The 26,289-nt window shown below is 67.9% G+C and carries 22 protein-coding genes; 13 read left to right on the plus strand and 9 right to left on the minus strand.

Going from position 1 to position 26,289, the window contains the following annotated elements; genetic code table 11:
* The coding region (locus tag MJ783_RS10145) for a hypothetical protein (protein ID WP_239310139.1) at window positions 1-294 on the plus strand (294 nt) is incomplete at its 5' end.
* A gap of 381 nt (window positions 295-675) precedes the next feature.
* On the opposite strand, the gene MJ783_RS10150 is transcribed toward MJ783_RS10145, so the two are convergent.
* Window positions 676-1,389: a hypothetical protein gene (locus tag MJ783_RS10150; RefSeq protein WP_239310140.1), complete on the minus strand. Its 714-nt coding sequence runs from the start codon at window positions 1,387-1,389 to the stop codon at window positions 676-678.
* Window positions 1,390-1,540: 151 nt separating this feature from the next.
* Here MJ783_RS10150 and MJ783_RS10155 point away from each other — a divergent pair, with 151 nt between their 5' ends.
* From MJ783_RS10155 to MJ783_RS10175, 5 genes are all read left to right on the plus strand, one after another.
* The gene (locus MJ783_RS10155; RefSeq protein ID WP_239310141.1) at window positions 1,541-2,392 is read left to right on the plus strand and encodes a hypothetical protein; all 852 of its coding nucleotides are present in this window, start codon (window positions 1,541-1,543) and stop codon (window positions 2,390-2,392) included.
* A gap of 1,014 nt (window positions 2,393-3,406) precedes the next feature.
* Entirely contained in the window at window positions 3,407-3,667 is a 261-nt protein-coding gene (locus MJ783_RS10160; RefSeq protein ID WP_239310142.1) for a hypothetical protein, read from the plus strand.
* On the plus strand, window positions 3,649-4,092 hold the full coding sequence (locus MJ783_RS10165; protein ID WP_239310143.1) for a PIN domain-containing protein: 444 nt from the start codon (window positions 3,649-3,651) through the stop codon (window positions 4,090-4,092). The genes MJ783_RS10160 and MJ783_RS10165 overlap by 19 nt, the downstream gene beginning before the upstream one ends.
* Before the next feature lie 140 nt (window positions 4,093-4,232).
* Window positions 4,233-5,984: a CTP synthase gene (locus MJ783_RS10170; protein WP_305039284.1), complete on the plus strand. Its 1,752-nt coding sequence runs from the start codon at window positions 4,233-4,235 to the stop codon at window positions 5,982-5,984.
* Window positions 5,981-6,676 (plus strand): NUDIX hydrolase, encoded by a 696-nt coding sequence (locus MJ783_RS10175; protein ID WP_239310144.1) that lies wholly within the window; start codon window positions 5,981-5,983, stop codon window positions 6,674-6,676. Before MJ783_RS10170 ends, MJ783_RS10175 begins: the two co-directional genes overlap by 4 nt.
* A gap of 114 nt (window positions 6,677-6,790) precedes the next feature.
* Here the strand turns inward: MJ783_RS10175 and MJ783_RS10180 are convergent, their stop codons facing one another.
* Both MJ783_RS10180 and MJ783_RS10185 read right to left on the minus strand, forming a co-directional pair.
* Window positions 6,791-7,720: a PKD domain-containing protein gene (locus MJ783_RS10180; protein WP_239310145.1), complete on the minus strand. Its 930-nt coding sequence runs from the start codon at window positions 7,718-7,720 to the stop codon at window positions 6,791-6,793.
* Window positions 7,717-8,343 (minus strand): hypothetical protein, encoded by a 627-nt coding sequence (locus MJ783_RS10185; RefSeq protein WP_239310146.1) that lies wholly within the window; start codon window positions 8,341-8,343, stop codon window positions 7,717-7,719. Before MJ783_RS10185 ends, MJ783_RS10180 begins: the two co-directional genes overlap by 4 nt.
* 341 nt (window positions 8,344-8,684) lie before the next feature.
* On the opposite strand from MJ783_RS10185, the gene MJ783_RS10190 reads away from it, so the two are divergent.
* Window positions 8,685-9,650, plus strand: coding sequence for a site-specific tyrosine recombinase XerD (locus tag MJ783_RS10190; RefSeq protein WP_239310147.1), 966 nt, complete (start codon window positions 8,685-8,687; stop codon window positions 9,648-9,650).
* 257 nt (window positions 9,651-9,907) lie between these two features.
* Here MJ783_RS10190 and MJ783_RS10195 read toward each other — a convergent pair whose 3' ends face one another.
* Window positions 9,908-10,126: a hypothetical protein gene (locus tag MJ783_RS10195; protein ID WP_239310148.1), complete on the minus strand. Its 219-nt coding sequence runs from the start codon at window positions 10,124-10,126 to the stop codon at window positions 9,908-9,910.
* Window positions 10,127-10,978: 852 nt separating this feature from the next.
* Here MJ783_RS10195 and npdG point away from each other — a divergent pair.
* Window positions 10,979-11,659, plus strand: coding sequence for an NADPH-dependent F420 reductase (npdG, locus tag MJ783_RS10200; RefSeq protein WP_239310149.1), 681 nt, complete (start codon window positions 10,979-10,981; stop codon window positions 11,657-11,659).
* A gap of 92 nt (window positions 11,660-11,751) precedes the next feature.
* A complete protein-coding gene (locus MJ783_RS10205; protein ID WP_239310150.1) occupies window positions 11,752-12,522 on the plus strand; it encodes a helical backbone metal receptor in 771 nt (256 codons plus the stop codon).
* Window positions 12,523-12,640: 118 nt separating this feature from the next.
* Here MJ783_RS10205 and panB read toward each other — a convergent pair whose 3' ends face one another.
* Window positions 12,641-13,585: a 3-methyl-2-oxobutanoate hydroxymethyltransferase gene (gene panB, locus MJ783_RS10210; RefSeq protein ID WP_239310151.1), complete on the minus strand. Its 945-nt coding sequence runs from the start codon at window positions 13,583-13,585 to the stop codon at window positions 12,641-12,643.
* Between the two features lie 392 nt (window positions 13,586-13,977).
* On the opposite strand from panB, the gene MJ783_RS10215 reads away from it, so the two are divergent.
* Together MJ783_RS10215 and MJ783_RS10220 are read left to right on the plus strand one after the other, a co-directional pair.
* Window positions 13,978-14,691 carry a TetR/AcrR family transcriptional regulator gene (locus MJ783_RS10215; RefSeq protein WP_239310152.1) on the plus strand — a complete coding sequence of 238 codons (714 nt, stop codon included), beginning with the start codon at window positions 13,978-13,980 and terminating at the stop codon, window positions 14,689-14,691.
* Window positions 14,692-15,087: 396 nt separating this feature from the next.
* A complete protein-coding gene (locus tag MJ783_RS10220; RefSeq protein ID WP_239310153.1) occupies window positions 15,088-15,786 on the plus strand; it encodes an enoyl-CoA hydratase-related protein in 699 nt (232 codons plus the stop codon).
* A gap of 131 nt (window positions 15,787-15,917) precedes the next feature.
* On the opposite strand, the gene MJ783_RS10225 is transcribed toward MJ783_RS10220, so the two are convergent.
* Together MJ783_RS10225 and MJ783_RS10230 are read right to left on the minus strand one after the other, a co-directional pair.
* On the minus strand, window positions 15,918-16,619 hold the full coding sequence (locus MJ783_RS10225; protein WP_239310154.1) for a methyltransferase domain-containing protein: 702 nt from the start codon (window positions 16,617-16,619) through the stop codon (window positions 15,918-15,920).
* Window positions 16,538-18,835: an adenylate/guanylate cyclase domain-containing protein gene (locus MJ783_RS10230; protein WP_239310155.1), complete on the minus strand. Its 2,298-nt coding sequence runs from the start codon at window positions 18,833-18,835 to the stop codon at window positions 16,538-16,540. The genes MJ783_RS10225 and MJ783_RS10230 overlap by 82 nt, the downstream gene beginning before the upstream one ends.
* Before the next feature lie 445 nt (window positions 18,836-19,280).
* On the opposite strand from MJ783_RS10230, the gene MJ783_RS10235 reads away from it, so the two are divergent.
* Window positions 19,281-22,265 (plus strand): helix-turn-helix transcriptional regulator, encoded by a 2,985-nt coding sequence (locus MJ783_RS10235; protein WP_239310156.1) that lies wholly within the window; start codon window positions 19,281-19,283, stop codon window positions 22,263-22,265.
* A gap of 253 nt (window positions 22,266-22,518) precedes the next feature.
* The gene (locus tag MJ783_RS10240; RefSeq protein WP_239310157.1) at window positions 22,519-23,286 is read left to right on the plus strand and encodes a DUF5995 family protein; all 768 of its coding nucleotides are present in this window, start codon (window positions 22,519-22,521) and stop codon (window positions 23,284-23,286) included.
* Window positions 23,287-23,351: 65 nt separating this feature from the next.
* Here the strand turns inward: MJ783_RS10240 and MJ783_RS10245 are convergent, their stop codons facing one another.
* Both MJ783_RS10245 and MJ783_RS10250 read right to left on the minus strand, forming a co-directional pair.
* Window positions 23,352-24,272, minus strand: a complete 921-nt coding sequence (locus MJ783_RS10245; RefSeq protein ID WP_239310158.1) for a phosphate/phosphite/phosphonate ABC transporter substrate-binding protein — start codon at window positions 24,270-24,272, stop codon at window positions 23,352-23,354.
* Between the two features lie 115 nt (window positions 24,273-24,387).
* The coding region (locus tag MJ783_RS10250; RefSeq protein WP_239310159.1) for a WD40 repeat domain-containing protein at window positions 24,388-26,289 on the minus strand (1,902 nt) is incomplete at its 5' end.

Below are 26,289 nucleotides of genomic sequence, written 5' to 3' on the forward strand. Positions count from 1 at the left end.
CGCCATGTACTTCCCCGGACACGCAGTGTCGTCTACGCTGAAGTCGTGGTTTGGAACAAGCGGGGAAATACCGGCGGCGGAGCGTCGTCGGGCAGTGGCGGCACGAAGCGGGGCGGGAAGGACTACACCTCGTCTCATTCCGTCGACCGCGGCACGATGACCTGCCCACGCTGTTCGGGCAGCGGAGAGGTGGAACGGGACCACGTTGAGACCGACGGGGACGGCGGTTTCTCTGGTGCTGACCGGATGACCTGCCTGCGCTGCAACGGTCGGGGCACGGTCGCAAGCCGATGACTACCGAGCGGGCGGGTGAACCCGAGCAAATGGTCACAGCGGTCCGGGTGCAGTGCAAGGAGTGCCGACGGGCGCGCGGTGCCGTACGTGCCCGCGCGAGAAGTAGCGGCGGCGCAAAAGGTGAGCTTCCTGGTGCGGTGGTCGATCGCTGCCCGCACTACGAGACGATCTGGGCGCCTGGTTATGGTCCCGACGCTGAGCCTCCGCCGGACTCGGGATGGTCTGACCGGACGCCGCCAGTTTGATCTCGTTTGACCCTGTTCGAGTCGGCTGCGGTCGCGTACCAGCCCGGCCCGCACGGCCTGCCGACGTAATCGTGCCCATTGCTTCCCACCCAGTCAGGCCGGTGCGGCGATGACCAGCCATTTCGGGTTTGCGGCGTCAGGCAGGTGCCCGGGACCCGGAGCGGTATGGCGCCCGCTCTTGTGGGTGCGCGGATTCGGTCGCGTTCAGGGCTTCGGTGTGATCAAGGGTTCCGGTCAGGGCGAGCCGTAGCGGTGCACCCCGCCGGTTGTCCACAATCTTTATCTGGATGCTGAGGAGGGCATACAGGTCCTGGCCCTCCTCCATGGTCGCGGTCGCCAACCGGGTGGACGCGACAGCTGCCAGGTCCCGGACCGCTTGGACCTGTTGCGCGTACGACGCCGCCTGTGCGTGGCGATCCGCGAGGGTCTGACGATGTGCCTTGGCGGTACTCAGTTTGGTTTGCAGGTTACGGGACGCCGCCGCCACGGTGTCCGCGTCGAGCCCGGCAGCGGACAGGTTCACGATCGTGGTCGTGAGCGCCTGCTGTAGCCGGTGGATCTCTCCGTCGGCTTTGGTGATCGCGTCGGTGTCGCCACCGCCGTGGGTGGCGATCAGTCCGGCGTGGTCCCCGGCGACCGAGGCCAGATACTCCGGATCGGCGAGGACCGCCCGGACCTGTTCCCACACGGTGGCCTCGGCCAGGTCCGCCACCACGGTGGGCTCGAGGCAGCGGACCCGCCCGGGATGGCTTTTGCCGTAGCGGCGGCAGTACCGCTGCGGTTGACTGTGGTTGATCCGCCCGATGCCGTGCATCGGTGCCCCGCAGGTGCACAGCAGCCGGCCGGTCAACGGGTGACAGACCCCAACAGGCCGGATACCTCGACCACGAGCTGTGGCAGACGAGCGCCACGTGCGACCCTGACGGCTGCTCGGCAAGCGGCAAGGACGGCGACGAGAACAAGGACAGCCGTATCCCCAAGTAATGGAGTCGACCTTTCCTATGCAGTGGAATGACCTGCCGGCGCAGGTCCGCGACGCGGTCGAGGCACAGACCGGACCCATTATGTCCGCCGACACGGTGGACGTGGGGGACGGCTGCGACCTCGCCGCAGTCGTGGATGCGGGTAAGCAGCGGCTGTTCGTCAAAGCCGTCCACGGCGACGGCAGGCGGGCACGCTGGCTCCGCAACGAGCACACATTCGGGCACCTCGCCGCAGGCATCGCGCCGAGGCCGCAGTTCGCATGCCAGGTCGATGACTGGCTGCTTGTCGGCTTCGAGCACGCGACCGGCCGCCCGGCGGACCTCGCGTCTGACTCCCCCGACCTACCCCGTATTGGCGACGTCGTCGACGACATCGCCCGCCGGGCCGGCGAGGGCCTGCGCTCGCTTTCCGAGCGATGGCGCAACACGGATTGGTGGGCGGACTTGACGGCACGACCAGCGAGCGCTTTCCCCGGATGGGACGTAGCCACGGCAGCCGTCCACGCGAGCACCGTAGTCGACGCCGTTGCAGGGGACCGACTGATCCACACTGACCTGCATGCCCACCAGTTCATGATCAGAAAGGATCGGATCTGGGTGGTCGACTGGGGCTGGCCGGCACAAGGCGCCGGCTGGGTAGACGCCGCATTCATGGTCATCCGTCTCATCGGCGCCGGACACTCCCCGCAGCAGGCCGAGCAGTGGGCGTCCAGGCTGACCTGCTGGGCTGGCGCCACTGACGACGACCTCAACGCCTTCGCCTGCTACGTGGCCGGGCTGTGGAGCATACGTGCCGCTCAGTCAGACAACCGCGCCGCTCACAACCGAGCGACCCTGGCACGCAGTTACGCCACGTGGCGCCTGACATAGCTGCCACCAGCAAGGCGCGCGTGAGCCCGTCGCCTGTCGCAAACTTTCTCTACGGTTTCAAGGGTCGCACGGCGAGGTTCCGACGGGGGTTGATCCGGCGCTCCTTGCCCGGCCGGGAGAACCCGGGGTAGGGCGTAGCCTGCCCGCCCGACGGAGGAGATCAGCTCAGCCGGAACTGTGACCGTGAGTCAGACAAACGGTGTTCGCGGGACACGACGACGCCCGGTCGGTGACGGGAACGTGCGGTCACCGGTCGGGTATCGTGTCCGCTCGCTCGACCGGCTACGGTCAGCGCGCGCAGGCGGCAGCGACGGTGGTCATCGCGGGTCTGGCCCGCCCCGGTTGCGCTTTTTGTGCCACAGGGAGGCGTAGGTCGCTTCCACCGCGAGGGATGACCGCCAGGTCGCCGCGTCCGCGTCCCCGCTGGCGAGGTCCGCGCAGATCTGTACACCGGCCGGTAGGACGAGCGAGGGTCGCAGGATGAACAGGTCCGAGCCGGGCGGGGGGCAGGTCGACGCGTGCCCGGTCAGCCGGATGTGCCATCAACAGGCCGCTGAAATGCGACTCGGTAGGACCGGACCGGCGGCTGTTTGGGATCGTGTTCATGGGTCTCTGACTCCTGTCTGCGCAGGGTTGGGGATCAAGACCCGGGGCTGGTGTTCGAGCACCGAGCCCGGGTCGTTGCCGTTCCGGCGTTCGATCCGGGAAGCGCCCGCCGGAAGATCCATTACGGCGAGACGGTGAGATCAACGAGGAACGGCACGCCCGTGACCTGCGAGACCCACGAAAGCGGGCGATATTAAGAGCGACCGGCAATAGGGGACGCGGCGTCGCGGGGCTGGGGCACGCACCTCGCCGAGTTGTCGTCGGTCGCCACCCAACACCTCCGGTGACTCCCTCCGCCGCCTCGCGATGCACGCACCCCAGCCCTGCTCCTTGATCCACGCCCCTATTGCCGGGCGCTCTTAGTGAATTGATCTTGCGATTGCTACTGGAAGTGGCAATAATGACGGCATGGCCGTCACCTCTGCCGCGGAGCCGCCCTTCACCGGGCGTGCGGTCAAACGCAGCACGTCCTTCCCGGAAGACCTGGTCCGTGAGGTCGAGGCGCGTACCGGGCCGCGTGGGTTCTCCGCCGCGGCCACCGAGGCGCTCGCGCATTGGGTCCACATGCGGCAGCTGCAGGAGATCGTCGAGGACTACGAGCACGAGCATGGCCCCCTTGACGTCGACGGGGTGCGGGAGGCTCTGGCCGAATGGCCCGACGCCGACTGAGCACTCCCGGCGGCGGCACCCTGGTGCTGGACTCACAGGGGCTGTCGCTTCTCGCCGACAGGGATGGCGACGTGGTGCGCCGGGTCGAAGCCGCACGGCTTCGTGGTGCGGTGGTGATCGCATCCACGCTTACGCTGGTGGAGGTGCGGCGGCCCGATGATCCACGGCGCGAAGCGCTGGCATGGGCTGCATCCCGTATCCGGATCGTCGCGGTGACCGAGGACATTGCCAAGCGCGCCGCGGCACTCCTCGACGAGACCGGGCTCGACGGCCACCGCTACGCCGTCGATGCGGTCGTGGCCGCGACAGCGCTGGAGCAGCCGCGACCGGTGCTGGTGCTGACGTCCGATCCCGAGGACCTCGCGGTGCTCACCACCGAGCCGGGCGTGCCACCCCAACAGCGGGTCAAGCCGGTCAAGGTCTGAGCCGGTCGAGGTCTGAGCCTGGCCGGTGCCGGCGTCGGGGATCTGCGCGTGAGCGGGCCGCGGGCGGGGGTGTTACCGTGAAATCCCGTGGACTGGCCAGGTATGGATCCGGCCGGCGATACCCACGGAAGGGTCTCAGCGTGGCGCAGGCGCACGTGACCAGGCACATTTTTGTGACCGGAGGCGTGGCCTCCAGTCTCGGTAAGGGGCTCACCGCCTCCAGCCTCGGTCGTCTCCTCAAGGCACGTGGCCTCCGGGTCACCATGCAGAAGCTCGATCCCTACCTCAACGTCGATCCCGGCACGATGAACCCGTTCCAGCACGGGGAGGTCTTCGTCACCAGCGACGGTGCCGAGACCGACCTCGACATCGGCCACTACGAGCGCTTCCTGGACGTCGACCTCGACGGCAGCGCCAACGTCACCACTGGCCAGGTCTACTCGGAGGTGATCGCCCGCGAACGGCGCGGCGGCTATCTCGGACAGACCGTGCAGGTCGTCCCGCACATCACCGATGAGATCAAGGACCGCATCCGCCGGCTCGCGACCGACGCGGTGGACGTCGTCATCACCGAGGTCGGCGGGACCGTCGGTGACATCGAGTCGTTGCCCTACCTGGAGGCGATCCGGCAGGTCCGCCACGAGGTGGGGCGCGACAACGTCCTGACCGTGCACGTGAGCCTGGTGCCCTACCTGGCCCCTTCGGGGGAGCTCAAGACCAAGCCGACGCAGCACTCGGTGGCCGCGTTGCGCAGCATCGGCCTGCAGCCGGACGCGGTGGTCGCCCGGTCCGACCGCCCGTTGCCGGCCGCGCTCAAGAACAAGATTGCTTTGATGTGTGACGTGGACGACGAGGCTGTGGTCGGCGCGCCGGACGCGGCCTCGATCTACGACATCCCGAAGGTGCTGCACCGTGAGGGGCTCGACGCCTACGCGGTCCGCCGGTTGGGCCTGCCCTTCCGCGATGTCGACTGGACCGAGTGGGACACCCTGCTGCACCGCGTCCACCGCCCGGCCGAAGTGGTCACCGTCGCGATCGTCGGGAAGTACGTCGACCTGCCGGACGCCTACCTGTCGGTGACCGAGGCGTTGCGTGCGGGTGGATTCGCGGTGAACACCCGGGTGGAGATCCGCTGGGTGCCCTCGGACTCCTGCTCGTCGCCGGAGAGCACCGCGTCCGCGCTGGACGGTGTGGACGGCGTGCTCGTACCGGGTGGTTTCGGCATCCGCGGGATCGAGGGGAAGATCGAGGCCCTGCGCCACGCGCGGACGAACGCCATCCCGGCACTTGGGCTGTGCCTGGGCCTGCAGTGCATGGTGATCGAGGCGGCCCGCAACATGGCGGGGCTCACGGGAGCGAACTCGACCGAGTTCGACCCGGACACTGCGCACCCGGTGATTTCCACGATGGCGGACCAGCGGGCGGTGGTCGCCGGTGAGCGGGAGATGGGCGGCACCATGCGCCTGGGCCTCTACCCGTGCGTGCTGGCACCGGGGACGCTGGCCCGGCGGGTGTACGGGGTTGCCGAGGCCGGCGAGCGGCACCGGCATCGCTATGAGGTCAACAACGACTACCGTGATCGGCTTGTCGCCGCCGGGCTGGTGATCTCGGGAACGTCACCGGACGGGCGGCTCGTCGAGGTCGTCGAACTTGCGACCGACAGTAATCCGTTCTATGTGGGAACCCAGGCGCACCCGGAGTTCCGGTCGCGGCCGACCCGCGCCCACCCGCTGTTTGAGGCGTTGGCCGCGGCGGCGGTGACCCATGCGGAACGGCGCACCGGAGTGCTGCCGGTTGAGGTTTCGGCTGACCTGGCGGCCCACGGGATCGGCCCCCTGGACGGGCGCGGAGCGTCTGGTGAACGCAACGGCGAGGAGCTGGTGTCGTCATGACTGCGCATGGTGGTGGTGTAGCGGCGAACGAGCCCGCCGCGGACGTCGTCGACCACGCCGTGGCCTACCGGTCCGCGACCGGGCATCGCTACGAGGTCGTTGAGAGCGAGGTCGCCTTCACCGGACGGATCATCGCGGTACGCCGGGACACGGTGCGGATGCCGGATGGTGGCGTCTCCCAGCGTGATGTCGTCGTGCATCCGGGAGCGGTCGGGGTGGTGGCGCTTGACGAGGCCGACCGGGTGGTGATGGTGCATCAGTACCGCCATCCGGTCCGCCGGCCGCTGTGGGAGCTGCCTGCCGGCATCCTGGACGTGCCCGGGGAACCGCCGGTCGAGGCCGCCGCACGTGAGCTCGCCGAGGAGGCGAACCTCACGGCCGGCCGTTGGGACCTGCTGGTCGACGTCCTCGCGTCGCCGGGCATGACCAACGAGGCGTACCGGCTCTTCCTCGCCCGCGACCTGGCGGCGATTCCCCTGTCAGAGCAGCATGTCCGCGTTCATGAGGAGGCGGACATGCAAGTCACCCGGATGGATCTTGACAAGGCCGTGAGTCAGGTCCTGGAGGGTTCGATCACCAACGCCATGGCTGTTGTCGGCCTGCTGGCGGCGGCGACCGCCCGCGCGCACGGGTTCACCCGGCTGCGTCTGGTGGACGCGCCCTGGCCGGACCGTCCCGATCCCGTCGGTTGACCCCGATCCCCGTTGGTTGGCTGTGCGCGCCCGGCGGTGCTCCCGCCGGGCATCCGCCGGGCGCGCACAGCGTCAGGTCGGCTGGCAGCTACTGTCGATCAGGTGTTTGCTCGGTCAGTTGTTGCCGGTGAGGACGCCGCTGGCCTCGTCCACGACAACGGCGGCGTTCGCGGCCAGCGTTACCGGAGCGAGGGGGAACGCCTGCCCGACGCCGGGTACCGCGAACGTCCCCTGCCAGGTCACCGTCAGCGTGATCGGGTAGGTCCCGGGCTGGCGGTAGGCGTGTGCGACGTAGGCCTCCGGGTGCTCCCTGGGCGAGATCGCCGGGTCGAACGGGCGGCCGGGCGAGTCGGGCCCGAGCGTCCCGTCGCCGAAGTCCCAGCGGTAGTGAGGCACCGCGCTGATGGTGGCCAGCAGCGGCTGGTCGACGTTGAAGGTGAAGCTCGGCGGCACCGGCGTGTAGAGCACGGTGGGCAGGTTGGCAAAACTTCGCCCGTTCGGCTGGACGACCAGCGTGGGTCTGGGCAGCGCCTGTTCTCGCAGATAGTTGACCAGCGAGGCCTGTACCTGGGCGAGCGTCGGGGCGGCGGCAATGGCCTGCGGGTTGCACAGCGCATGGGTGTCCGCCGCGGCTTCCGGGAAAGCGGCCCAGAGCAGCTGCTCGAAACCGGTTGTCTCCGGGCCGACGTTGCAGAAGTCGAGACGGACAGGGCAGTCCGCGCAGGAGTCCGCCGGTCTGGCGGTCCCGACGGCTGTGGGCACCTTGTGCAGCCGCCCGCCGCTGAAAGCGTAGATGTAACCGTTGTCGGTGGCGCGGGTGTCGCAGTATCCCCACATGGCCGCGCAGAGGGAACCGGGTTGTGGGTCCGGTGCCGCGTGAGCTGTGGCGGACGTCGGCAGAAAAACGGCGGCGACCAGGCAGATGACCACTGACAGCCGGCTGATGGTGCCAGCGGCCAGACCTGGGGCGCGGGTGCGGTGGCCTGAGCCGCGCCGGCCTGAGCCGTGGTGGCACCGTGCGCGGTGATCCGGATGTGCCGTCATGACGGCCCCTTGGAGTACAGGAAGTTCTCGATGCGCCAGCCCGCGGTGGTAAGCCACAGCACGGCCGCCGCGGCGCGCGGTGGTTGCGCTGGATAGGTCCGGATGACCTTACCAGCCGTGTCCAGTACCCGGACCGCTCTGATGGCCACGGTCATCTGCGCGGTGATTGCTTTCTCGCCAGCCGGGCCCATGGTCACCGGGCTGACGGCGAGCGGGCCGACATCGGTGTGTCCGCCCTGGTTGTGAAAGTTCTGGGTAACCCCGATATCGAGTACACAGGTCTGGCATCCGGGCATGGCCGTTGCGCTCACATCCGCCACACGTCCTTCCAGACTGGCCCTGTTGATCTCCTCGAAGTATGCGTCGACCGTGGTCAGCGCCGCCTGGGCCGGGTCAGGGGAGGCCGGGGTGGACAGCGTCGCGCTGGGGGGCGCGGCCCCAGCGCGGTCGTCCGCCGGTGCCGCGCCGCGCGTCCCGGCCGCGCCCAGCGCCTGCGCCTTGGGTGGAGCCGAGGCGCCGGTCGCGGCATCGCTGCCGCCGCAACCAGCGCTCATCAGGATGAGGATGGCTGCGGTCGACAGGAGACAGGCGTATCGTAACCGTCTGCTTTCTTTCCGCACCATCAGGAGAATAGCCTCAAATCATCATCGATATGGACAGCATCCATGAAACTCGTCGCCGGTGGGTCGCTCGACCCGGGCACGGGCGATCGGCGCGATGTCGGTGGATGTTGTCCGTCGTACACCTACACTCACGTCGATGGTGAGCGCAGACATACCGGATGGTGGCATGGCCGGCGATTCTGCTGTTCGTGACGGCTTCGCTGTTGGTGACGGCGGCACCGCCGCTCCTGGCAGCACAGCCGCTCCTGGCAGCACAGCCGCCAGGAGCGGCGCCGGTGGCCGTGTGCGTGCCGCCGAGGCGGCGCGCATGGTACGCATGGTGCGCGGATGACGGTGCGCGGATGAACGCCCAGGCAGACCCGTGGCCCGTGGTTCAGCGCTTCCTCGACCATCTGGAAGGAGAGCGCGGGCTCGCCCGCAACTCCGTTCTCGCCTACCGGCGTGATCTTCGCCGATACCTTGAGCATCTGAGCGCCCGCCAGATTCGGTCGCTGGACGACGTTGACGAGTCCGAGGTGGCGGAGTTCGCGGCCACGCTGCGCGAAGGCAGGCAGGGGCATCCGCCGCTCGCCGCGTCGTCGGTGGCCAGAATGCTGGTCGCGGTCCGGTCGCTGCATCGTTTCGCCGCTCAGGAGGGCGACGTCACCTGCGACGTGTCCCAGCCGGTACGCCCGCCGGCCCCGCCACGCCGGCTGCCCAGAGCACTCACGGTGGACCAGGTGACAGCTGTGCTCGCCGCGGCGTCCGGCCCGGCGGGCAGCGATCCGCTGGAGAGTGGCCGGCGGCTGCGGGCCGTCGCGCTGCTGGAGCTGCTGTACGGCACGGGAGCGCGGATATCGGAAGCCGTGGGTCTCGACGTCGACGACCTTGATCTGGACGGGGCGTCCGTGCGTCTGCAGGGCAAGGGCGGCCGGGCCAGAGTCGTCCCACTCGGCCGGTACGCCGAGGAAGCCCTGTCGGCGTACCTGATCCGGGCCCGACCGGTCCTGGCGAGCCGGCGGGCGTCCCCGGCGGTGTTCCTGTCCCGCCGGGGAACCCGGCTGTCGCGGCAGAGCGCATGGACGGTGCTGCGGACCGCGGCACTCGCGGCTGGGGTGGACGGCGTGTCACCACATGTGCTGCGCCATTCTTTCGCGACGCATCTGCTCGACGGCGGGGCGGACGTCCGGGTCGTGCAGGAGCTGCTGGGTCATGCGTCAGTCAGCACGACCCAGATCTACACGCTGGTCACGGTGGACCGGCTGCGCGAGGTGTACGCGACATCGCATCCGCGGGCATTGAGCAGTGAGCGACCGCGGCGGGGCTGATCGAAGGGACACCGATCGATAAGGACGAGGTGCCTGTCAGCCGGGAGACAGGCACGGTCCGCGGGCAGGTGGAAACGGCCGGGTGACGGCGGCTCCCACCGCCACCCGGCTGGCGGCACGGCCGTGCGTGCCCGTCGGTCACAGCCGTCAGCCGAGTGCGCTGTCAGCCGAGTGCGCTGTCAGTGCCTGACGGGCGAGCCCGCTGAGCCTCGCGCAACGCTGACCAGCTGGGGTGACACACGTGGTCCCTGACGGCTTCAGGACGGGGTGTAGGGCCCCAGACTCGGCATGCCGTTGGAGGGCGCGGGCGCGGGTACGCCCCCCACCCCACCCACGTTCTGGGTGCTGCGTTCGGTGAGAGTCTCACCGACCTTGCGTGCGATCGCCTCCATCAGGCGCAGTGCCTGCGGCAGCGACAGGTTGAGCACCACTTCGCTGTCGTTCGTCATCGCGAAGCGAACCGATACGTCCGCCATTGCTCGACCTCTCCCGCCTGACTCCGTGGATCTTACCGCTGTTCGTGGAATGGAACGGTACGACCCGTCATCGAACGACGCGCGCCCGGGGTTCCCCAGCACACTATGGATATCACGCAACGTGATTTCTTGTTCGCGAAGAGTCGCGGCCATGGAGCTGTTTACGTCGTTCACCTTCCGCTACTCCTTTGCCCGTTCGGCACAACTGCATCTTCGAAACGGCTCCGCATCTACGAAACGACTCCGCCCTCGATGGCTGCCGACCTTCCGCGAAGCGATCAATGTTTGTAGCTGATCAATGTTCGTAGCTGTCGTGTTGTGAAGGCATAGTCCCGCATCCGCCCGCGGGTCGGATGCGGGGGGGTACCTGAGGGTAAATCAGGCTGTACGGCTATCATCACGGATGATCCCGGCGGGTCCGGGCTAGGGCGTGTCGCGAAAGTCGTCTGTCCGGCTCCCTGATCGAACGACGGCTTCCGGAACACGCCGTAGGGCGGGTCCGATGGATCTTCGATCGCTTCGCCCGCCACCTGATCGCTTCGCGTTGCGTGCCCCCGCCCCCGTGATCCACGCCCCTGTTGCCGGCCGCTCTTAGAGCGCCCGGCAACAGGGGAGCGGCGTCGCGGGGCCAGGGCACGCACTTCGCGTCGTTGTCGTCGGTCGCCACCCAACACCAGGGTGGCTCCCTCCTCCGCCTCGCGATGCACGCACCCCAGCCCCGCTCCTTGGTCCACACCCCTATTGCCGGGCGCTCTTAACTCCTGTACAGGACGGATCACTGAACGGATCAATGGCGATCAGCCGGGTGCGGTCACGGCGCCCCGAAAGCGGGTTGTGCGGCAGGATACGGCTATGGGCTCACCTCACGATCTGCCTGATGTCTCGCTGTTGACGGTCTCGATTCTCGGCGGCACCGGCCCGCAGGGCCGTGGTCTCGGTCGCCGGCTCGCGATCGCCGGCAACGAGGTTGTACTGGGCTCGCGTTCGGCCGATCGCGCGCGGGATGTCGCCGCGCAGTTGAACGCGGCCGGTCTGGCTGTCACCGGCGCGGACAACTCCGCCGCTGCCGCCCGGGGTGACATCGTGATCGTCGCGGTGCCCTGGGAAGGCCATGGGGAACTGCTGGTCAGTCTTCGCCCGGAACTGACGGGCAAGATCGTGGTGGACTGCGTGAACCCGCTCGGTTTCGACAAGGGTGGCGCGTTCGTGCTACCGGTTCCCGAGGGCAGCGCTGCCCAGCAGGCCGCGGCGCTGCTGCCGGACAGCACGATCGTCGCCGCGTTCCACCATGTCAGTGCGGTGCTGTTGGCGGATGAGACGGTTGACGAGGTGAATACCGACATCCTCGTGCTGGGCGATGACCGCCACGCCACCGACACCGTCCAGGCCCTTGCCGCCAGGATCGCCGGGATGCGCGGGGTCTACGCCGGCAAGTTGCGGAACGCGGCTTCGGTGGAGGGCCTGACCGCGAACTTGATCTCGGTGAACAGGCGCTACAAGGCGCACGCGGGCCTGCGTGTGACAGACGTGTAGAACCGGTGCCGCCGGCGGGGCCTGGCGTTGCCGCGGTGCCTTCCGATGCGTGCCACCGCGCGGAACCGGCGTCTTTCCTGGATCATCACAGGATGGATGATCTGGGGTTTGCGGTCGACGTACCCGGCCGGGTTGCCCGTGTGGTCTCGCTCGTGCCGAGCCTCACCGAGGCCATCGCGGTCACCGGACCCGGGCTCCTGGTCGGTGCGACCGACTGGTGTGTCCGCCCGGCCGGGCTGGACGTGGTGCGCGTCCGCGGGACGAAGAACCCAGATCTTTCCAAGGTCGTGTCGCTCGCGCCGGATGTCGTCTGTGCCAACGCCGAGGAGAACCGAAAAATTGATCTTGATAGGTTGCGGGCCGCCGGGATACCGGTGTGGGTGACCGCGCCGACCACGGTGGACGCCGCGCTGGTGAGCCTCGAGCGTATGTTGCGCCATGCCTGCGGGCTCGCTCGGCCCCGGTGGCTGGACGCCGCACGCGCGGCATGGGCGGCGCCGTACACCGGCCGCCGGCGGACCGCGCTGATTCCGGTGTGGCGACGGCCCTGGATGGCGCTGGGGCGTGCAACCTTCGCGGGTGACCTCCTGCGCCGGCTTGGTGTCGACAACGTGCTGGCCGACCATCCCGAGCGGTATCCCCGGATACGCTTGGACGACGTGACCACCTGCGAACTCGTGGTGCTGCCCGACGAGCCGTATCCGTTCAGCCCGACAGACGGGCCGGAGGCGTTTGCGGGAACGCCGGCGGTATGCGTGTCAGGCCGTCACCTGACCTGGTATGGACCATCGCTGGTGTCGGCCCGCGCGGTGCTCGGCGCGCAGCTTGCCACCCAGTTGCCGGACGCCTGGAGAAATTCATGACCGCGTTTCTGCCGGCACCGGCGGCCGGGAAGCCGCCGGCGGCGTGATCCATCCACCCGGACGCCGCTGCCTGATCGAACGTCCTACCGCCGGAGCCTCTGCCGTTCAGCCGGGAATATCAGGAATACGTGTGTTCGACCGTGGGGAAGGTGCCGCCGCGGACCTCCCGGGTGAACCGCAGCGCCGCGTCCGCGAGCGTCGAGCGCAGATCGGCGTAGCGCTTGACGAACCTGGGTCCATCATCGCCGCTGAGCCCCGCCATGTCCTGCCAGACCAGAACCTGCGCGTCGCAGTCGGCGCCCGCGCCGATGCCGATGACCGGAATGGTCAGTTCTTTGCTCACTCGGCAAGCCAGCTCGGCCGGGACGACCTCGAGCACAATGGCGAACGCGCCGGCGGCCTCCAGCGCGAGCGCGTCCGCGAGCAGCGCGTCGCCGGCATCCCCGCGTCCCTGCACCCGGTAGCCACCGAAGATGTTCACGCTCTGGGGGGTCAGCCCGAGGTGGGCCATTACCGGGACGCCGGCCGTGACCAGCGCGGAGACCTGTGGTACGACCCGAGCGCCGCCCTCCAGCTTGACGGCCTGGGCGCCGCCGTCCTTCAGGAAGCGCGCCGCGGTGGCCAGGGCCTGTTCCACCGACCCCTGGTAGGAACCGAAGGGCAGGTCCGCGACGACCATCGCGTGGGTGCTCCCGCGCGTGACCGCCCGCACCAGCGGCAGCATCTCGTCAACGGTGACGGGAACAGTGGTGTCGTAGCCGTAGATGACGTTGGCCGCTGAGTCGCCGACAAGGAGCACGGGGATGCCCACGTCGTCGAAGATCCGGGCGGTGGTCGCGTCGTAGGCGGTGAGCATCGCCCACTTCTCCCCGCGATTCTTGGCCGCCTGCACGTCCCGGACAGTTGTCCTGCCCCGCCGGGGCCAGCGGCTACCCAGCGTGCCCGGTTGGGTCGATGCCCCGGCTGTGCTCGATGCTTCGGCCGTAATCGGCGCACCGTACAGCGTTGCCGCCTCCGTAGCCACCGAGGTGAGCTGCGAACACACTCCCGCTGAGGTTTCCATCCGATCTCCTGTGAGTCCGTCCAGGCGCTGGCGCGTCCCGGCGTGCTCACCATGGTGCCATCGTCGGCGGATGCGCGCTGTGCGCGGTTCCAACCGCTTCCTGCTGATCTGGCAGTTGATCTGATTAGGCGGGGGAAGTTGACCCATCCGGACGATGGCTTGTCAAACGAATGCGTTTGGACGCACCTCACCGTAAGCTTCGATCTTGAATTATCGAGGTACGTCCTGATGGTCGGGTCGAAACGGCGGACGGCGGGATCGATGATGCATTGTGGGCACGGCGGGGTAGGACGCAGACGGGTCCGGGCGATGCGACACGCGACCCGGCGTGTGGCACGGCGCAGGAGGTTCGGGGGCCCCCGGGGCGGGGCGCCGACACGGCATGCGCCGATATGGCACGCGCGGTGACGGTGCCAGCCGGGCGGTCGTCTGGACCGGCGCGAACGGTCCAAGCCGACCCACCGCTGCGCCCGCCGGGACGTCCTCGCGACACCCGCCGTGATGAGGCTATTATCGGCGCCACTTTACAGGCACTCGCCGAAAGCGGTTTCACCGGGCTGTCGATGGAGGCGGTCGCCGCGCGGGCTGGTGTCGGCAAAGCAACGGTTTACCGACGATGGCCGAGCAAGGATGCGCTGGTTTCGGATGCGCTGGCAACGCTTGCCAACGTCTCCGGGGGGGTCGAGACCGGCTCGATACGGGATGATCTCGTTGCATGGCTCAACACCGTGCGTCGGCACAATATCCAGACACTGTCCGGGCGTATTATGCCCAGGCTCCTGGCGGAGAAAGAGACGCACCCGGACCTTTTCGAGACCTACCGCGAGCGGGTCATGGCTCCGGCGCGGGAGCGCGTCGCCGCGGTCCTGCGCGGTGGCATTGCCTCGGGCGAGCTGAGCCCCGACACCGACGTTGATCTGGTCACGGACATGTTGATCGGTTCCGTCGCGTACTGGCAGTACACCGGACGCTCGAGCGACGTCAGCGGCTCCCGGATCGCGTGCGTGGTCGACACCATCCTGTGGGGGATCATTCAGCGGTCCGGCTCCGGCTGGCCGCGGGCTGACGCCGCGGTTGTGGGGCACCCGCCTTCCTTTCTGCCGTGAAGCGAACCTTTGCTGGCCTGACGGCGTCCAGCAATGATGACCAGCACGGACGGCGGGACCGGGCCGGGCGCGTGGGCATGTGTGGGCGTGGTAGTCAGACCAGCCCGGCCACCCAGCCCCAGCCCCAGCCCGCCAGATTCGAACGAGCGCGGAAGTCCGGCTGGAGTACTAACCGGGCGTCGGCTCGTTGAACGAGATATTGTCCCGCTGAGTGTGAGGCAGGCGTTACTCGGACGTGCCATGCGGATGTGATGATCGAGTACCGTGGCTCGCTCGAGCTGATGAACAGAGCGGATCCGGTGCCGTCCGGCGCCGTCCGGCGCCGTCCGGCGCCGTCGGAACAAACCGATCGCCAGTGTCCCGCGCGGCTCCGGATACTTCTAGGAGGCACAGCAGATGGCAGATCTGACCCGTGACGGCGAGGTCTTCGTCCTCGATCTCGGTGACGGCGAGAACCGCTTCAACCCGGGTTCGATCGGTGAGCTGAACCAGCTGCTCGATGAGGTGGTGGCGGCGCCGGGACCAAAAGCCCTGGTCACATCGGCCCGTGGTCGGATCTGGTCGAACGGGCTCGACCTGGCGTGGATGGTTGGGAACTTAGGTGAGGTTGACCAGTTCCTGGTCCAGGTGCACGAGCTGTTCGCCCGGGTGCTGTCTTTGCCGTTGCCGACCGTCGCGGCCTTGCAGGGCCATACGTTCGCCGCGGGGGCGATGCTCGCGCTGGCTCATGACCAGCAGGTGATGCGGGCCGACCGCGGGTACTTCTGCCTGCCCGAGGTGGACATCGACTTCTCGTTCACCATCGGGATGACCGAACTGCTCAAGGCACGGCTGCCGGTACGCGCCGCGCATGAGGCGATGACCACCGGCCGTCGGTACGGCGGCCACGATGCGCTCGCCATCGGCATCATCGACGCTGTCGCCGACGAGGGCAAGGTGCTGCCGGCCGCGGTCGACGCGGCCAGGGCGCTGGCCGGTAAGCCCGCCGGGACGCTGGGGGCTATCAAGTCCCGCCTGTACGCGGATGTCCTCGCCGCGCTGCGCATCCCAGAACGGATAGTCATGCCTGGGTCGGCCCCGCCCACCCAGCGCTGAAGGCCGTCGGCCCAAGCCCGCCCCGCGGCCGGGGCAGCGCTGGCGGATTTTTTCCAGCTGCGCCCACAATGAGCGGAAAAAGAACCCAGGACATCCAGCCGGGGCCCATCTCCGCCAGTTGTATTCCGTTGTCATAATGATTCCTCGGCCGCGTGGCTGGGCGTATATGATCGTCTGCCCGTCGCCACCCAGATGGTCAGCGTCGCGAGGAACTCATTGCGGGCGGCGGCCGTATCAACCGCGGCGAACCACTCGCCACGGATTCCGTCGGGAATCATTCCGGTCGCCGCCGATATCCGGGCATCGAACATCGGCAGTACGGAGGTCGTCGCACCCGGGTCCGCGAAGCAGCAGGTGACCGGCGTGGCTTCGATTTCCGTCGCGCCCGCGCGTACCAGGCGCCGCCGCAGGGTCCGGCCCATACTGGGGTGGCACAGCACCTGGTTGTACAGGTGCCCTTTCATGGCAGCCACCAGCTCCTCGGGAAGTCCGTCGACCGCCATCGACTCCCAGTCGGTGTCTATCAGGCATATCCGGCCACCGGGCCGGGTTACCCGGACAAGCTCGGCGATCGCCCGGTCCGGGTCCGTGACGTGCTGCAATACCCGTTCGCAGCGCACGCCGTCGAAGCTGCTGTCGGGGAAATCGAGTGCGGCAACGTCGCCTTCGACGTAATGCACGGCGCTGCCGTCGTGTCGCTGGACCGCTACCGCCAGCGCGGCGGTGGAGAAATCCAGGGCGATGACCTCGCCTACCGGCGCGACTTTGGCGGCGATCGTACGGGCAACCTCACCGCCGCCGCATCCAGCGTCAAGCAGCCGCTGGGCGGGCATTGGCCGCAGCGCCCGCTGCGCCGCCCTGCGTACCCGTTGTATCTCCGGATGGGCTGCCATTCCGTCCAAGGCCGCGAGCATCGAATCGATGAAACCCGGTTGCATCTGATCAATATTGGAAAACGGGCTGCGAATGGTCGGATCCTGCGACATCGGTCTATTGTGACCGGCGGGTCAACATTTTGGTGAACAACGCGCCTCCAGTCCGCTAGCTGACACGGACCAGCGCTCCGCTGAACCACATCAAAACTTTGCGGGGCGCCAGCGGAGATGGCCTGGGCCGGTTGAAGGCGGAGACTGCCACGCCCACACGGAGACCGCTGATAGCGGCGTGCCGCGGTATCCCGACCGGCTCGGGCGCCTCGGTCAACGCCGTTGCCGGGGCGACGGCCCCGGATCGCTGTCCGGCCTGGCGTGGAGCCGACGAGCTGGACAGTGGCGGAGGCCGAGCGAAGGGCGGGATCCGCCGCGCCGCCGTGGCGATCGGCCGGTAGGTCCGGCCCGCCGTGGCGTGCGTTGGGACGATGCCGCCTGCTGGGCCGGCGAACGCGCACCGTGCCGCGGGAAGATGACGATGTGGTGCGACGCCGCACAGTACCCGTGTCAGATCGGGAACGGTCACCCAGCGGGCGGGCACGTCGCTCGGCGCCGGTCGTACGGGTCAGCTGGGACAGCCCGTCCAGCCATTGAGTGGCTCGGCCATGGTGGTCGGTCCGGGCGGTACGCGGCAGCTGCGAGTATGCCACCGCGCTCACCGCGGGATCCGTGAAGTTGTACTCGGGCCAGGCGGTCAGGGTGGACACCGGCTGCCGGACGATCAGGTTGGCCTTCTCCAGCCGGCGCAGGGCTGTGCGCGCGTGGTCGCGATCGGTCCGGAGCAGGAAGGCAAGCGCACCGGCCGTCACCTGCTGACCGAGGACGGAGGCCGCGAACACCGCGGCCCGATCAGCTGGGTCGAGCCGGTCGAGCCGGGCCGATACGGCGGCGCGCACCGGCTCGGGCGTCGCTAGGCCGGCGTCCGAGCGAGCTGGCGTGCCCTGTCCGGCAAGCTCCTCGACATATGCCTCGGCGTACATCGGGTTTCCGCAGGCGAGCGGGAGCAGCTGGCGGACGAGCGTCGGCGGCTGTCCGGCCCGGTGCAGCAGCTGACGCAGGAGCAGGCTCGTCTCGGCGGCGTCGAGCGAACCCACGTGGACGGTGTGGTCGGCCCTGAACCAGGAGAAATCCTGGATATCGGGCCGATATGTGATGATAATCACCAAGGGCTGTGGCCGCGACGCGGTGGTGACCAGCTCCCGTACGGCACCGGTGGTGGCGGCGTCGGCACAGTGCAGGTCCTCGATCACCAGGACGGCAGGTTGCTGGGAGGCCACGGTGCTCGAGGCGCCGTCGACGGCCACCGGGCCGCCCGTCATCTCGGCGAGTGCCTCGGCGAGGCTCCCGTCGAGTGAGCATCGGGTGATCCGCCACCGCACCGGCTCTCCCGCGCCGGCGCCCACGAGGTGGGCCAGTTCGCGGACCAAGCGCGACTTACCGCTGCCAGCTGGCCCGACTACTGACAGTACCTGTGGTGTTCCGTCGCGGTAAGCGCGTTCGATCCATCCGGCCATGGCACCGAGTTCCGCCCGCCGGCCGACCAGGGGAACCTCCTTGCCATGATCTGCGGCTGTCGGGCCGGTCGTGACCTCGAGCGGCCGCCATAGCTCCAGCGGCTCCGGCTTACCGGCGACGGTAGCCGGGGGCAGCTGCCGGTATCGGATGAAAGATTTTGTGGCGTTGTGTGTGCTATTGGTGACAATAACGGTATCCGCGGCGGTGTGAGTCTGCACCCGTGCCGCCGTGTTCACGACGTTGCCGCTGACGAACCCCTGACCGCCGTCCACCGCGGCAGCGAGATCAACCAATGCCTCACCGGTGGCGATCCCGACCCTTGTCCGCACCAGCCGTCCGCTCGGCATGAACCTGTCATGCAGAGCCTTCCGCAGCTGCATTCCGGCCCGTACCGCCCGGAAGGCGTCGTACCCGTCGGAACGTGGGACGCCGAAAACGGCCATGACCGCGTCCCCGACATACTTCTCCACCACGCCGTTCCATCGGTGAACCACCTCGGTCACGGCTGCGAAATACTCGGTCTGCAACGCTCGCACGTCTTCCGGGTCCAGGCTGCTGGCAAGCGACGTGAAGCCGACCATGTCCACGAAGAGCACGGTAACCACCCGCCGCTCCTCCCGCGTGGCCCTAATGGGCGGGGGTTCCTGCGGGGTGCCGCTGCGGGCTTGATATCGGCGAGCGGGACCGGCTGCGTTGTGACATGGCAGCCTGTACGCGTTCATCGTGCAAAGATGGCAGTTCACCATGTAAGGATGGCAACTGTTCGACCAGTCACCGGTCTTTCGCCCCGCAGGAATTTCCATGATCTCCTCCTGTCGTAGCCACTACCACACCCCCCGTGCGGGGAGCCACATCTTCCGGTGGCTTATGCCCGGGTACCGGCGGGTCGCGCAGGCACCCGTCGCGGGCGTCTGCTGCCTGGCCGAGCGGACAGGTGAAACGGTTCCAGTAAAGGACCATCCGAGGATCGGTAGAACGACGTATGTCTGAAACTTGCACTCTTCATGTCGGAGATCTGATTGACACATCCGGCCGACCTCACCGCAGCCTATGAGGCCGGCCGGGGGCGAGTGCCCGTTCATTGGCCGCAGCGAGGACCTCGCGGTCCTGCGGGCTGCGCTGCTCAAGGTGGAGCACGGGGAGACCGCCGCCGTCTTCGTCGTGGGGGACAGCGGTGTGGGCAAGACACGCCTGCTGGCCGCGGCTGGTGAGGAAATGTCGCGGGCCGGCGCGGTGGTACTGTCCGGCTCCTGCCTGGACATCGGTGACGCCTCGCCGCTGCACCCGCTGCGGCAGGCCCTGCTGCGCGTCTCGCCGGAATGGGAGCGGGCCAGGCCGCTGGCTGCCACCGTGTTGCGGGAGCTCATGGAGATCCTGGATGGGGAGGCGACCAGCTCCGATGGCGCTGGGGCGCTGCTGGAGCGGCTATCCCGCGGGTTGGGCACGGTGGCCGACGGCCGGATACTTGTTTTGATCATTGATGATCTGCAGTGGGCCGATCGGACCACCCGGCAGTTGCTGCTCTATCTGTTGGCTGGTCTGGGCGGTGTGCAGCTGCTCCTGCTCGGCGCGGTACGGGCGGAGAGCCTGCATGGCTGCGATCCGCTGCGGCTGATGCTGATGGAGCTGCGGCGGTTGCGGTCCGTGCGCCTGGTGGAGCTGTCACCGCTGGGCCAGTCGGAGACGGAGCGGCTGGCCACCGCGATCGTGGGAGGCCCGCTCGATCCAGCCGCGATGGATCTGGTGTGGACGCGCAGCGGCGGGAACCCCTTCTTCGTGGAGGAGCTGGCCCGCGACGCCCGCGATGGGCGCGTGGGCCTGTCCGACACGCTGCGGGAGATCGTCCTCGCCCGGGTGGCCCTGCTGCCGTTACCGGCGCGAACCGTGGTGAGCGCGCTGGCCGCCGCGGTGAAACCGGTGGAGCACGAGCTGCTGGCTCAGGTCGTGGACCTTGAGGAGGTGCCGCTGATCCAGGCCATCCGGACCGCGGTGGACAAGCGGATCCTGGTGGCGGCTGAGGAGGGGTACTGGTTCCACCACCGACTGATCAAGGAAGTGCTGGAGCCCGGCCTGTTGCCGGGCGAGCGGGTCCGGCTGCACCGGCGGTACGCCGAAGCGCTGTCGACCCGGTCCAGCGGGCGGTTGCAGAACGCAAGCCTGGCCTATCACTGGCGGCTGGCCGGCGAGCGGGCCCGCTCGCTCCAGGCCGCCATGGCAGCCGCTGAGGACGCCGAACGGCTGCACGGGCTGGCCGAGGCTTTCCACCATTGGACGGACGCCCTGGAGCTGGCCAGGGAGCTGGGTGGTGGCGAATCGGTCGATGTCGACATGACCGTGCTGTGGCAGAGCACCGCCGAAGCCGGCCATCGGTGTGGGGAGCATGAGCGGGCGCTGGCCTTGCTGGAAGAGCCGGGAGCGTACGGCGCGGCCCCGCCGCCGTGGGGGGTGTACATCCGCCGGGCCCGCTACCTGGCGGCTCTCGGCCGCCTGACCGAAGCCGAGGTCGAGTACGAGCGAGCGCTGAAGGACGATCGGTGCACCGCGCCGGACAAGGCGACCGCCGCGGCGCACTCCGCGGAGCTGTTGCTGTTGCTGGGCCGCCACGCTGACGCCGGGAAGCGGGCCTGTGAGGCTCTCGAGCTGGCCCGCGGCGTCGAGGACTCCGCCTCGTCCGTGGTTCTCGCCGGTGCCGTGCTCGGCGCCAGCCAGGCCTACCTGGACGATCCCACCGCGGGCGTGGTCACCGTACGGGACGCGCTGCGCACGGCTGAGCGGCTCGGTGGCCTGGTGGACATCGCCCGTACGTACGTTCAACTGGCCGAGTTGCTGACCGGACCGCTCAACGAGCTGGAGGAGGGCGTGGCGGTGGCCCGCCACGGCGCGGACCGCGCCGAGCGGGACGGACTCGGCCGCACCTACGGCACCCGGTTGCTGGCCGTGGCCGCCAACGGCCTGTTCCGGCTGGGCTGGTGGGCGCAGGCGGAAGAGGTGATAGCCGCGGCCTTCCACCATCGGCCGTCCGGCGCGGACGCGGTGGAGCTGCTACTCGCCCGCTGCCGGGTACGCATCGGCTACGGTGACCTGGACGCCGCTGAACGCGACCTGGAAGCCATCGACACGCTGCTGGCCGCCGGTGGTGGCGCCCGGCACATCTTGCCGCTGCTTACTCTGCGTGCTGGACTCGCCATGTGGCGCGGCCGGCCAGCCGAGGCCCGCGACGCGATACAACAGGGGCTTGACCTGGCCGAAAGCCGGTCTGACGATGTCTGGCTCCAGGCTCCGCTGGTCTGGCACGGGCTGCGCGCCGAGGCGGAAGCCCGCAGCGGCGGCGCCGAGCCTGACGGGCAGGCTGTCCGCCGCCTGTGCCAGGTCGCTGCATGCATCGCTCGTGACAGCGCCACCGCGGCCGGACCGGTACGCGAGGCGGTCACCGGCTACCAGGAGCTGTGCTCGGCTGAGATCAGCCGGCTTGAAGGACGCTCCGAACCGTCGGCGTGGGCGCGGGCCGCGGAGGCCTGGGAACGCCGTAAGCATCCGTACCCGGCCGCGTATGCTCGGCTGCGTCAGGCTGAGGCGCTTTTCGCTCAACGTACTCGGAATGCTGAAGCGACCCATGCTCTGCAAGATGCTTACCGCACCGCCACGGATCTCGGCGCCCATCCCTTTCTTGAAGAAATCAGGGGCTTGGCGGAGCGCGCGCGGGTCCCATTGCCGGAGCGATCGGCCTCCGGTCCACCGGTCGCCGGGGAGCACGACGCGCCGCGTCAACCTGGCGTGGCGTCCCCCGCCACGGCCACCGGGACCCCTTCCGCTGGCCGGCGCGCATACGTCGACGAACTGGCGGTTCTCACCAACCGGGAACTACAGGTGCTCGCGCGGGTCGCGGCCGGCGACCGTAACCGCGAGATCGCGCAGCTCCTGTACATCAGCCCGCGTACCGTCGGGGTCCATATCACACATATCCTTGAGAAGCTAGGGGTTCGTACCCGAGTGCAGGCTACGGCGATCTACCAGCGCAACCAACGGCGAGAGTGAGCTGTCGCGCCGCACTGAAAGAGGCGCGCGCCGACGATAAACAATCTATTTTCCCAAAATACGTCGTTACACTGATGCCCTGACGGCTGGGCGTTGGAATCCTGCTACCTGAGCACCTGGACGCCGGAGCGGTGGCTCCTGAAGCTCCTGCCAGGTGACCCGCGCCCAAAGGCGCCATAAAACCGGTGGACCGGACCGAAGCTGACAAGCATGATGTCGATGGGTCCGCGCCGAGGACGAAGTGGAGCGCCGTATGAAGCAGCTGGTCTGGGGAACCGTACAGCAGGAGATCACCAACATCGTCGCCGGCAACCCCAGCGATGTTTCCGATGTTGTCGCCCAGCTGGGCGAGCTGAAGGTGATGCTGCAGAAGGCAACTCCGGAGAATGCGCAGAACCCGATTGCCGACTTCAACCACCTGTACTGGACCATCACCAGCATGATCCTTAAACACCTGCGGCAGGGGGACTTCCAGGATCCGGGGTTCCTGACACTGCTCGATGTCGAGTTCGCCAAGCGCTACTTCAATGCGCTCCGCCTCTGGGGGGAGTCGGATCCCGATACTCCGGAGGCCTGGAAGGTGCTTTTCAGGCGGCTGAACGACCGCGGCGTGCACGCCCTGCCCGCCGCGGTCGCGGGAGTGAACGCGCATGTCAACTTCGATCTGCCGTTCGCCCTGCTCTCGACTTGGAAGGCGCTGGGGTCCGGCCCGTCGAAAGAGGCGCAGCATCAGGACTACCTTCTCATCAACCAGGTGTTCTTCGAGGCGATACCCGAGTTGCGGCGCAGCTACCTGAAGACCTGGCAGCTCTTCATCGACCGGCTGAACGGGAGACTCGACGACTGGTACGAGGATCGCCTCGTGGAGTTCACCCGAAATCTTGCGTGGACGGAAGCGGAACGGTTGTGGTCGATACGCGACGATGTGGAGGCACTGCGCAGGCTGGGCAGTTCGCTCGACCGGCACACGGCGCTTATCGGCTGTGCCCTGCTCTCTCCCATCGGTGCACTACTGCAGTAGGCCCTAGGCCCCCGTTGGTGCCGACGCCGGTGCGCCCCGCTCCCGAGCCGAGCCGGCATTGTTGGTCAGTTGTCCACGCAGGACTGTTCCCCGACGGTTTTGCACACCGCGCGTACGCTGTCGTAGTTGGCGTCGGTGACAGGTCCGAAACCGTACGCATATCCGTCGGTGATGGCACACTGGCCCTCGCAGAACCCCTTTGACCGCAGGTAGTCGGCGTTGGCTTTCTGTTGCAGTGCTGTGATTATTTTTCCGCGTAGTGCCACTGGCAGACTGTTATTGATCACCAGTGGGCCGCCGGGAATTTCCTCGGATTTCCATAGGATTTTGATCTCGCCGGGCTTGAGTTGCCCCTCCTCGAGCAGCCGATGATTAACTACTGAATCGTAGGCGAATCCGGCGTCGCACTGCCCGTTGGATACCGCTTCTACCGAGGAGTCGTGACTACGGGTAAAGATCGCCGTGAGATCATTTTCCGGCGAGATACCGTTTTTTAGTAGCGCGGCTTTTGGGTACAGATATCCAGAGGCGGAGTTTTTGTCGACGAAACAGACCTTTTTGCCACGGAAGCCGGCGAGAGAGGTGATTGGTGAATCCGCACGTGTGATGCCATAGGAATAGTATCCCGGGATGTCTCCCTTCTCGACCACCCGGGCCGCCACGGCAGTGGCCTGGGTACCCAGCCGCTTGACGCGCACATAGGAGAACGGTCCCATCTCGGCTATGTCGACCTGCCCGGTGCGGACACCTTCGATGACCGTCGCGTAGTCCGGCGCAGCCTGAAACCGGATCTTCCTGCCGGTCTCTTCCTCAAGCAATCTGAGAATCGGCCGGAAGGATTCCTCCAGGGGTCCGGAGGGGCGGCTGGGAACCGCTGTGAAAATCAGTGTCCTGGTGGAGTCCTCACTATTATTGACGGACGAGTGGCAACCGGCTGTTGAAAGGGTAAAGAAAACTGCCACCAGTCCAGTGAAGATGCGTTTCATCTGCATTTTCCTCCGGCTCTCGATCAGGTTCCCTGGTCCGCGCAGGAGTGGTTCTGAACAGCTTTCTCCCGGCTGGGACCAGGTGTGCGAGCAAAGATGAGAAAATGAAGCCACGTTAACTGGCCTGTCCGGTAGGGCAGGTTTCCCGGTACGGCAGCACCGGAATGTAGCGGGCCCACTCGTCCCTGTCGAGACTTCCTCCCGCGATGGCGCACGCATGGTGTACCGCGTATTTCCGGAGGTCGTCGAGACTCGTGAGATCCCACAAGATGGCCGTACCGTCGCTGCTGCCAGTGGCCAGTGTGTGCCCGTCGGGCGCGAAGGCCACCGAGGTCACTGATTTGAGATGATCGGTGAGGGGCTGGCCGAGTCGTCGCGGCCGGCTCCGGTCGGCGACATCCCAAAGGATGACAGTGTGGTCGCTGCTGCCGGTGGCCAGTGTGTGTCCGTCGGGCGCGAAGGCCACCGAGGTCACTGATTTGAGATGATCGGTGAGGGGCTGGCCGAGTCGTCGCGGCCGGCTCCGGTCGGCGACATCCCAGAGAATCACCATACCGTCGCTGCTGGCAGTGGCCAGCGTATGCTCGCCGGGCGCGAAAGCCGCGGCGGTCACCGCTGTTCGGTGACCGGTGAGGGGCTGGCCGAGTTGCCGTGGATGGTCTCTGTCCGTGACGTCTTCCAAAGTCACGTTGCCGTCTGGATCGCCGCCGATGGCACGGGTTCTCCCGGACGGCGACAGGGCGAGAGACAGCGTCCGGTCACGGTAGCCAGCCGGGGGTGCTTCGAGTTGTTGGGGCCGCGTCCGGTCCGTGATGTCCCAGCCGATATCGGAGCCGTCCGAGCCGCGGCCGACGAGGGTGTTCCCATCGAAAAACACCTCGGTCACCGGAGTGTGATGGCCCAAAGGCGGGCCGAGCCTCTCCGGCCGGTTGGTGAGATCCCAGAGAAAGGCGCTGCCGTCACCGCTGGTGGTAGCCAGTGTGTGCCCGTCGGGCGCGAAGGCCACCGAGGCCACAGGCCCTCGGTGACCGGCTATCGCCTGTTCGAGCCGCGCCTGAGTGGGATCGGTGATGTCCCAGAGGGAGACGATACCATCGCTGCCGGTAGCCAGTATGCGTCCGTTGGACGTGAACGCCGCGGAATACGCCGGCTCTTGGTGGCCGGCCAGCAGCGGCCCGTCCCGGCGGGGATGGCTTCGGTCGCGGACGTCCCAGCGGACCGCGCTGCCGTCACCGCTGGTGGTAGCCAGCGTCTGCCCGTCGGGCGCGAATGCTACCGAGGTCACCGGCCCGGAATGAGCGGTCCGCTCCTGTTCGGGGTTGAGCCAGCGGGGGTGGGCACGGTCGATGACGTCCCAGAGGTGCGGCGTGCCGTCGCCGTCGCCGATGGCCAGGGTTTGCCCGGCCGGTGCGAAGGCCACTGATACCGCGCTGCCGCCGCTTCCGGCCAACGGCTCCCCGAGGGCATGGGCATTGGCATGGTCGGTGACATCCCACAGAACCGTGGTGCCGTCGCCGCCGCCGGTGGCCAGCGTCCGTCCGTCCGGGGCGAAAGCCACGGAAACCACACTGCGTTGTTTGCTGAAAGGCCTGCCGAATGCATGGGGCTGCCCGGGGAAGGGCTGTCCGTATGCGTCGGCGCCGTGCTGGCCGGGGAGTTCCCACAGAAGTATGCTGCCGTCGCTGCCGCCGGTGGCCAGTGTCTGTCCGTCCGAGGCAAAAGCAACAGATGACACAGTGCCGCTGTCGTTGCGAAGAGCTCCTCGGTAGCGCATGGCGGTGAGTGTGCTGAGCAGACCAGAATGGGTTTCGTCGCTCGGGTGGATGCGATAGGCCGCAACGGCAAGTTGCAGAGCGACGCGGGGGTCGACGGCTCGAATGGCGTCGGCTTGCGCGATGAGCTGCCGGGCGGTTGCGATTTGCTGTTGGGATCTGGCGTCTCGTTGGTTGATGACGGCCACGCCGGCTCCGACCAGCGTCAGAATCAACAAGGCGGTGCTGGTGATGGCGAACAGCAT

Origin of the sequence: Protofrankia sp. Cj3, assembly GCF_917627355.1 — a bacterium.
Classification (GTDB): domain Bacteria; phylum Actinomycetota; class Actinomycetes; order Frankiales; family Frankiaceae; genus Protofrankia.

What these genes read in the sequence shown, in the direction of transcription:
- panB (WP_239310151.1), bottom strand. Translation starts at nt 13,585, where the DNA reads ATGGAAACCTCAGCGGGAGTGTGTTCGCAGCTCACCTCGGTGGCTACG.
- npdG (WP_239310149.1), top strand. Translation starts at nt 10,979, where the DNA reads ATGGGCTCACCTCACGATCTGCCTGATGTCTCGCTGTTGACGGTCTCG.
- MJ783_RS10205 (WP_239310150.1), top strand. Translation starts at nt 11,752, where the DNA reads ATGGATGATCTGGGGTTTGCGGTCGACGTACCCGGCCGGGTTGCCCGT.
- MJ783_RS10165 (WP_239310143.1), top strand. Translation starts at nt 3,649, where the DNA reads ATGGCCCGACGCCGACTGAGCACTCCCGGCGGCGGCACCCTGGTGCTG.
- MJ783_RS10190 (WP_239310147.1), top strand. Translation starts at nt 8,685, where the DNA reads ATGAACGCCCAGGCAGACCCGTGGCCCGTGGTTCAGCGCTTCCTCGAC.
- MJ783_RS10185 (WP_239310146.1), bottom strand. Translation starts at nt 8,343, where the DNA reads ATGGTGCGGAAAGAAAGCAGACGGTTACGATACGCCTGTCTCCTGTCG.
- MJ783_RS10160 (WP_239310142.1), top strand. Translation starts at nt 3,407, where the DNA reads ATGGCCGTCACCTCTGCCGCGGAGCCGCCCTTCACCGGGCGTGCGGTC.
- MJ783_RS10215 (WP_239310152.1), top strand. Translation starts at nt 13,978, where the DNA reads ATGGCACGCGCGGTGACGGTGCCAGCCGGGCGGTCGTCTGGACCGGCG.
- MJ783_RS10155 (WP_239310141.1), top strand. Translation starts at nt 1,541, where the DNA reads ATGCAGTGGAATGACCTGCCGGCGCAGGTCCGCGACGCGGTCGAGGCA.
- MJ783_RS10220 (WP_239310153.1), top strand. Translation starts at nt 15,088, where the DNA reads ATGGCAGATCTGACCCGTGACGGCGAGGTCTTCGTCCTCGATCTCGGT.
- MJ783_RS10175 (WP_239310144.1), top strand. Translation starts at nt 5,981, where the DNA reads ATGACTGCGCATGGTGGTGGTGTAGCGGCGAACGAGCCCGCCGCGGAC.
- MJ783_RS10180 (WP_239310145.1), bottom strand. Translation starts at nt 7,720, where the DNA reads ATGACGGCACATCCGGATCACCGCGCACGGTGCCACCACGGCTCAGGC.
- MJ783_RS10195 (WP_239310148.1), bottom strand. Translation starts at nt 10,126, where the DNA reads ATGGCGGACGTATCGGTTCGCTTCGCGATGACGAACGACAGCGAAGTG.
- MJ783_RS10240 (WP_239310157.1), top strand. Translation starts at nt 22,519, where the DNA reads ATGAAGCAGCTGGTCTGGGGAACCGTACAGCAGGAGATCACCAACATC.
- MJ783_RS10225 (WP_239310154.1), bottom strand. Translation starts at nt 16,619, where the DNA reads ATGCCCGCCCAGCGGCTGCTTGACGCTGGATGCGGCGGCGGTGAGGTT.
- MJ783_RS10245 (WP_239310158.1), bottom strand. Translation starts at nt 24,272, where the DNA reads ATGAAACGCATCTTCACTGGACTGGTGGCAGTTTTCTTTACCCTTTCA.
- MJ783_RS10235 (WP_239310156.1), top strand. Translation starts at nt 19,281, where the DNA reads ATGAGGCCGGCCGGGGGCGAGTGCCCGTTCATTGGCCGCAGCGAGGAC.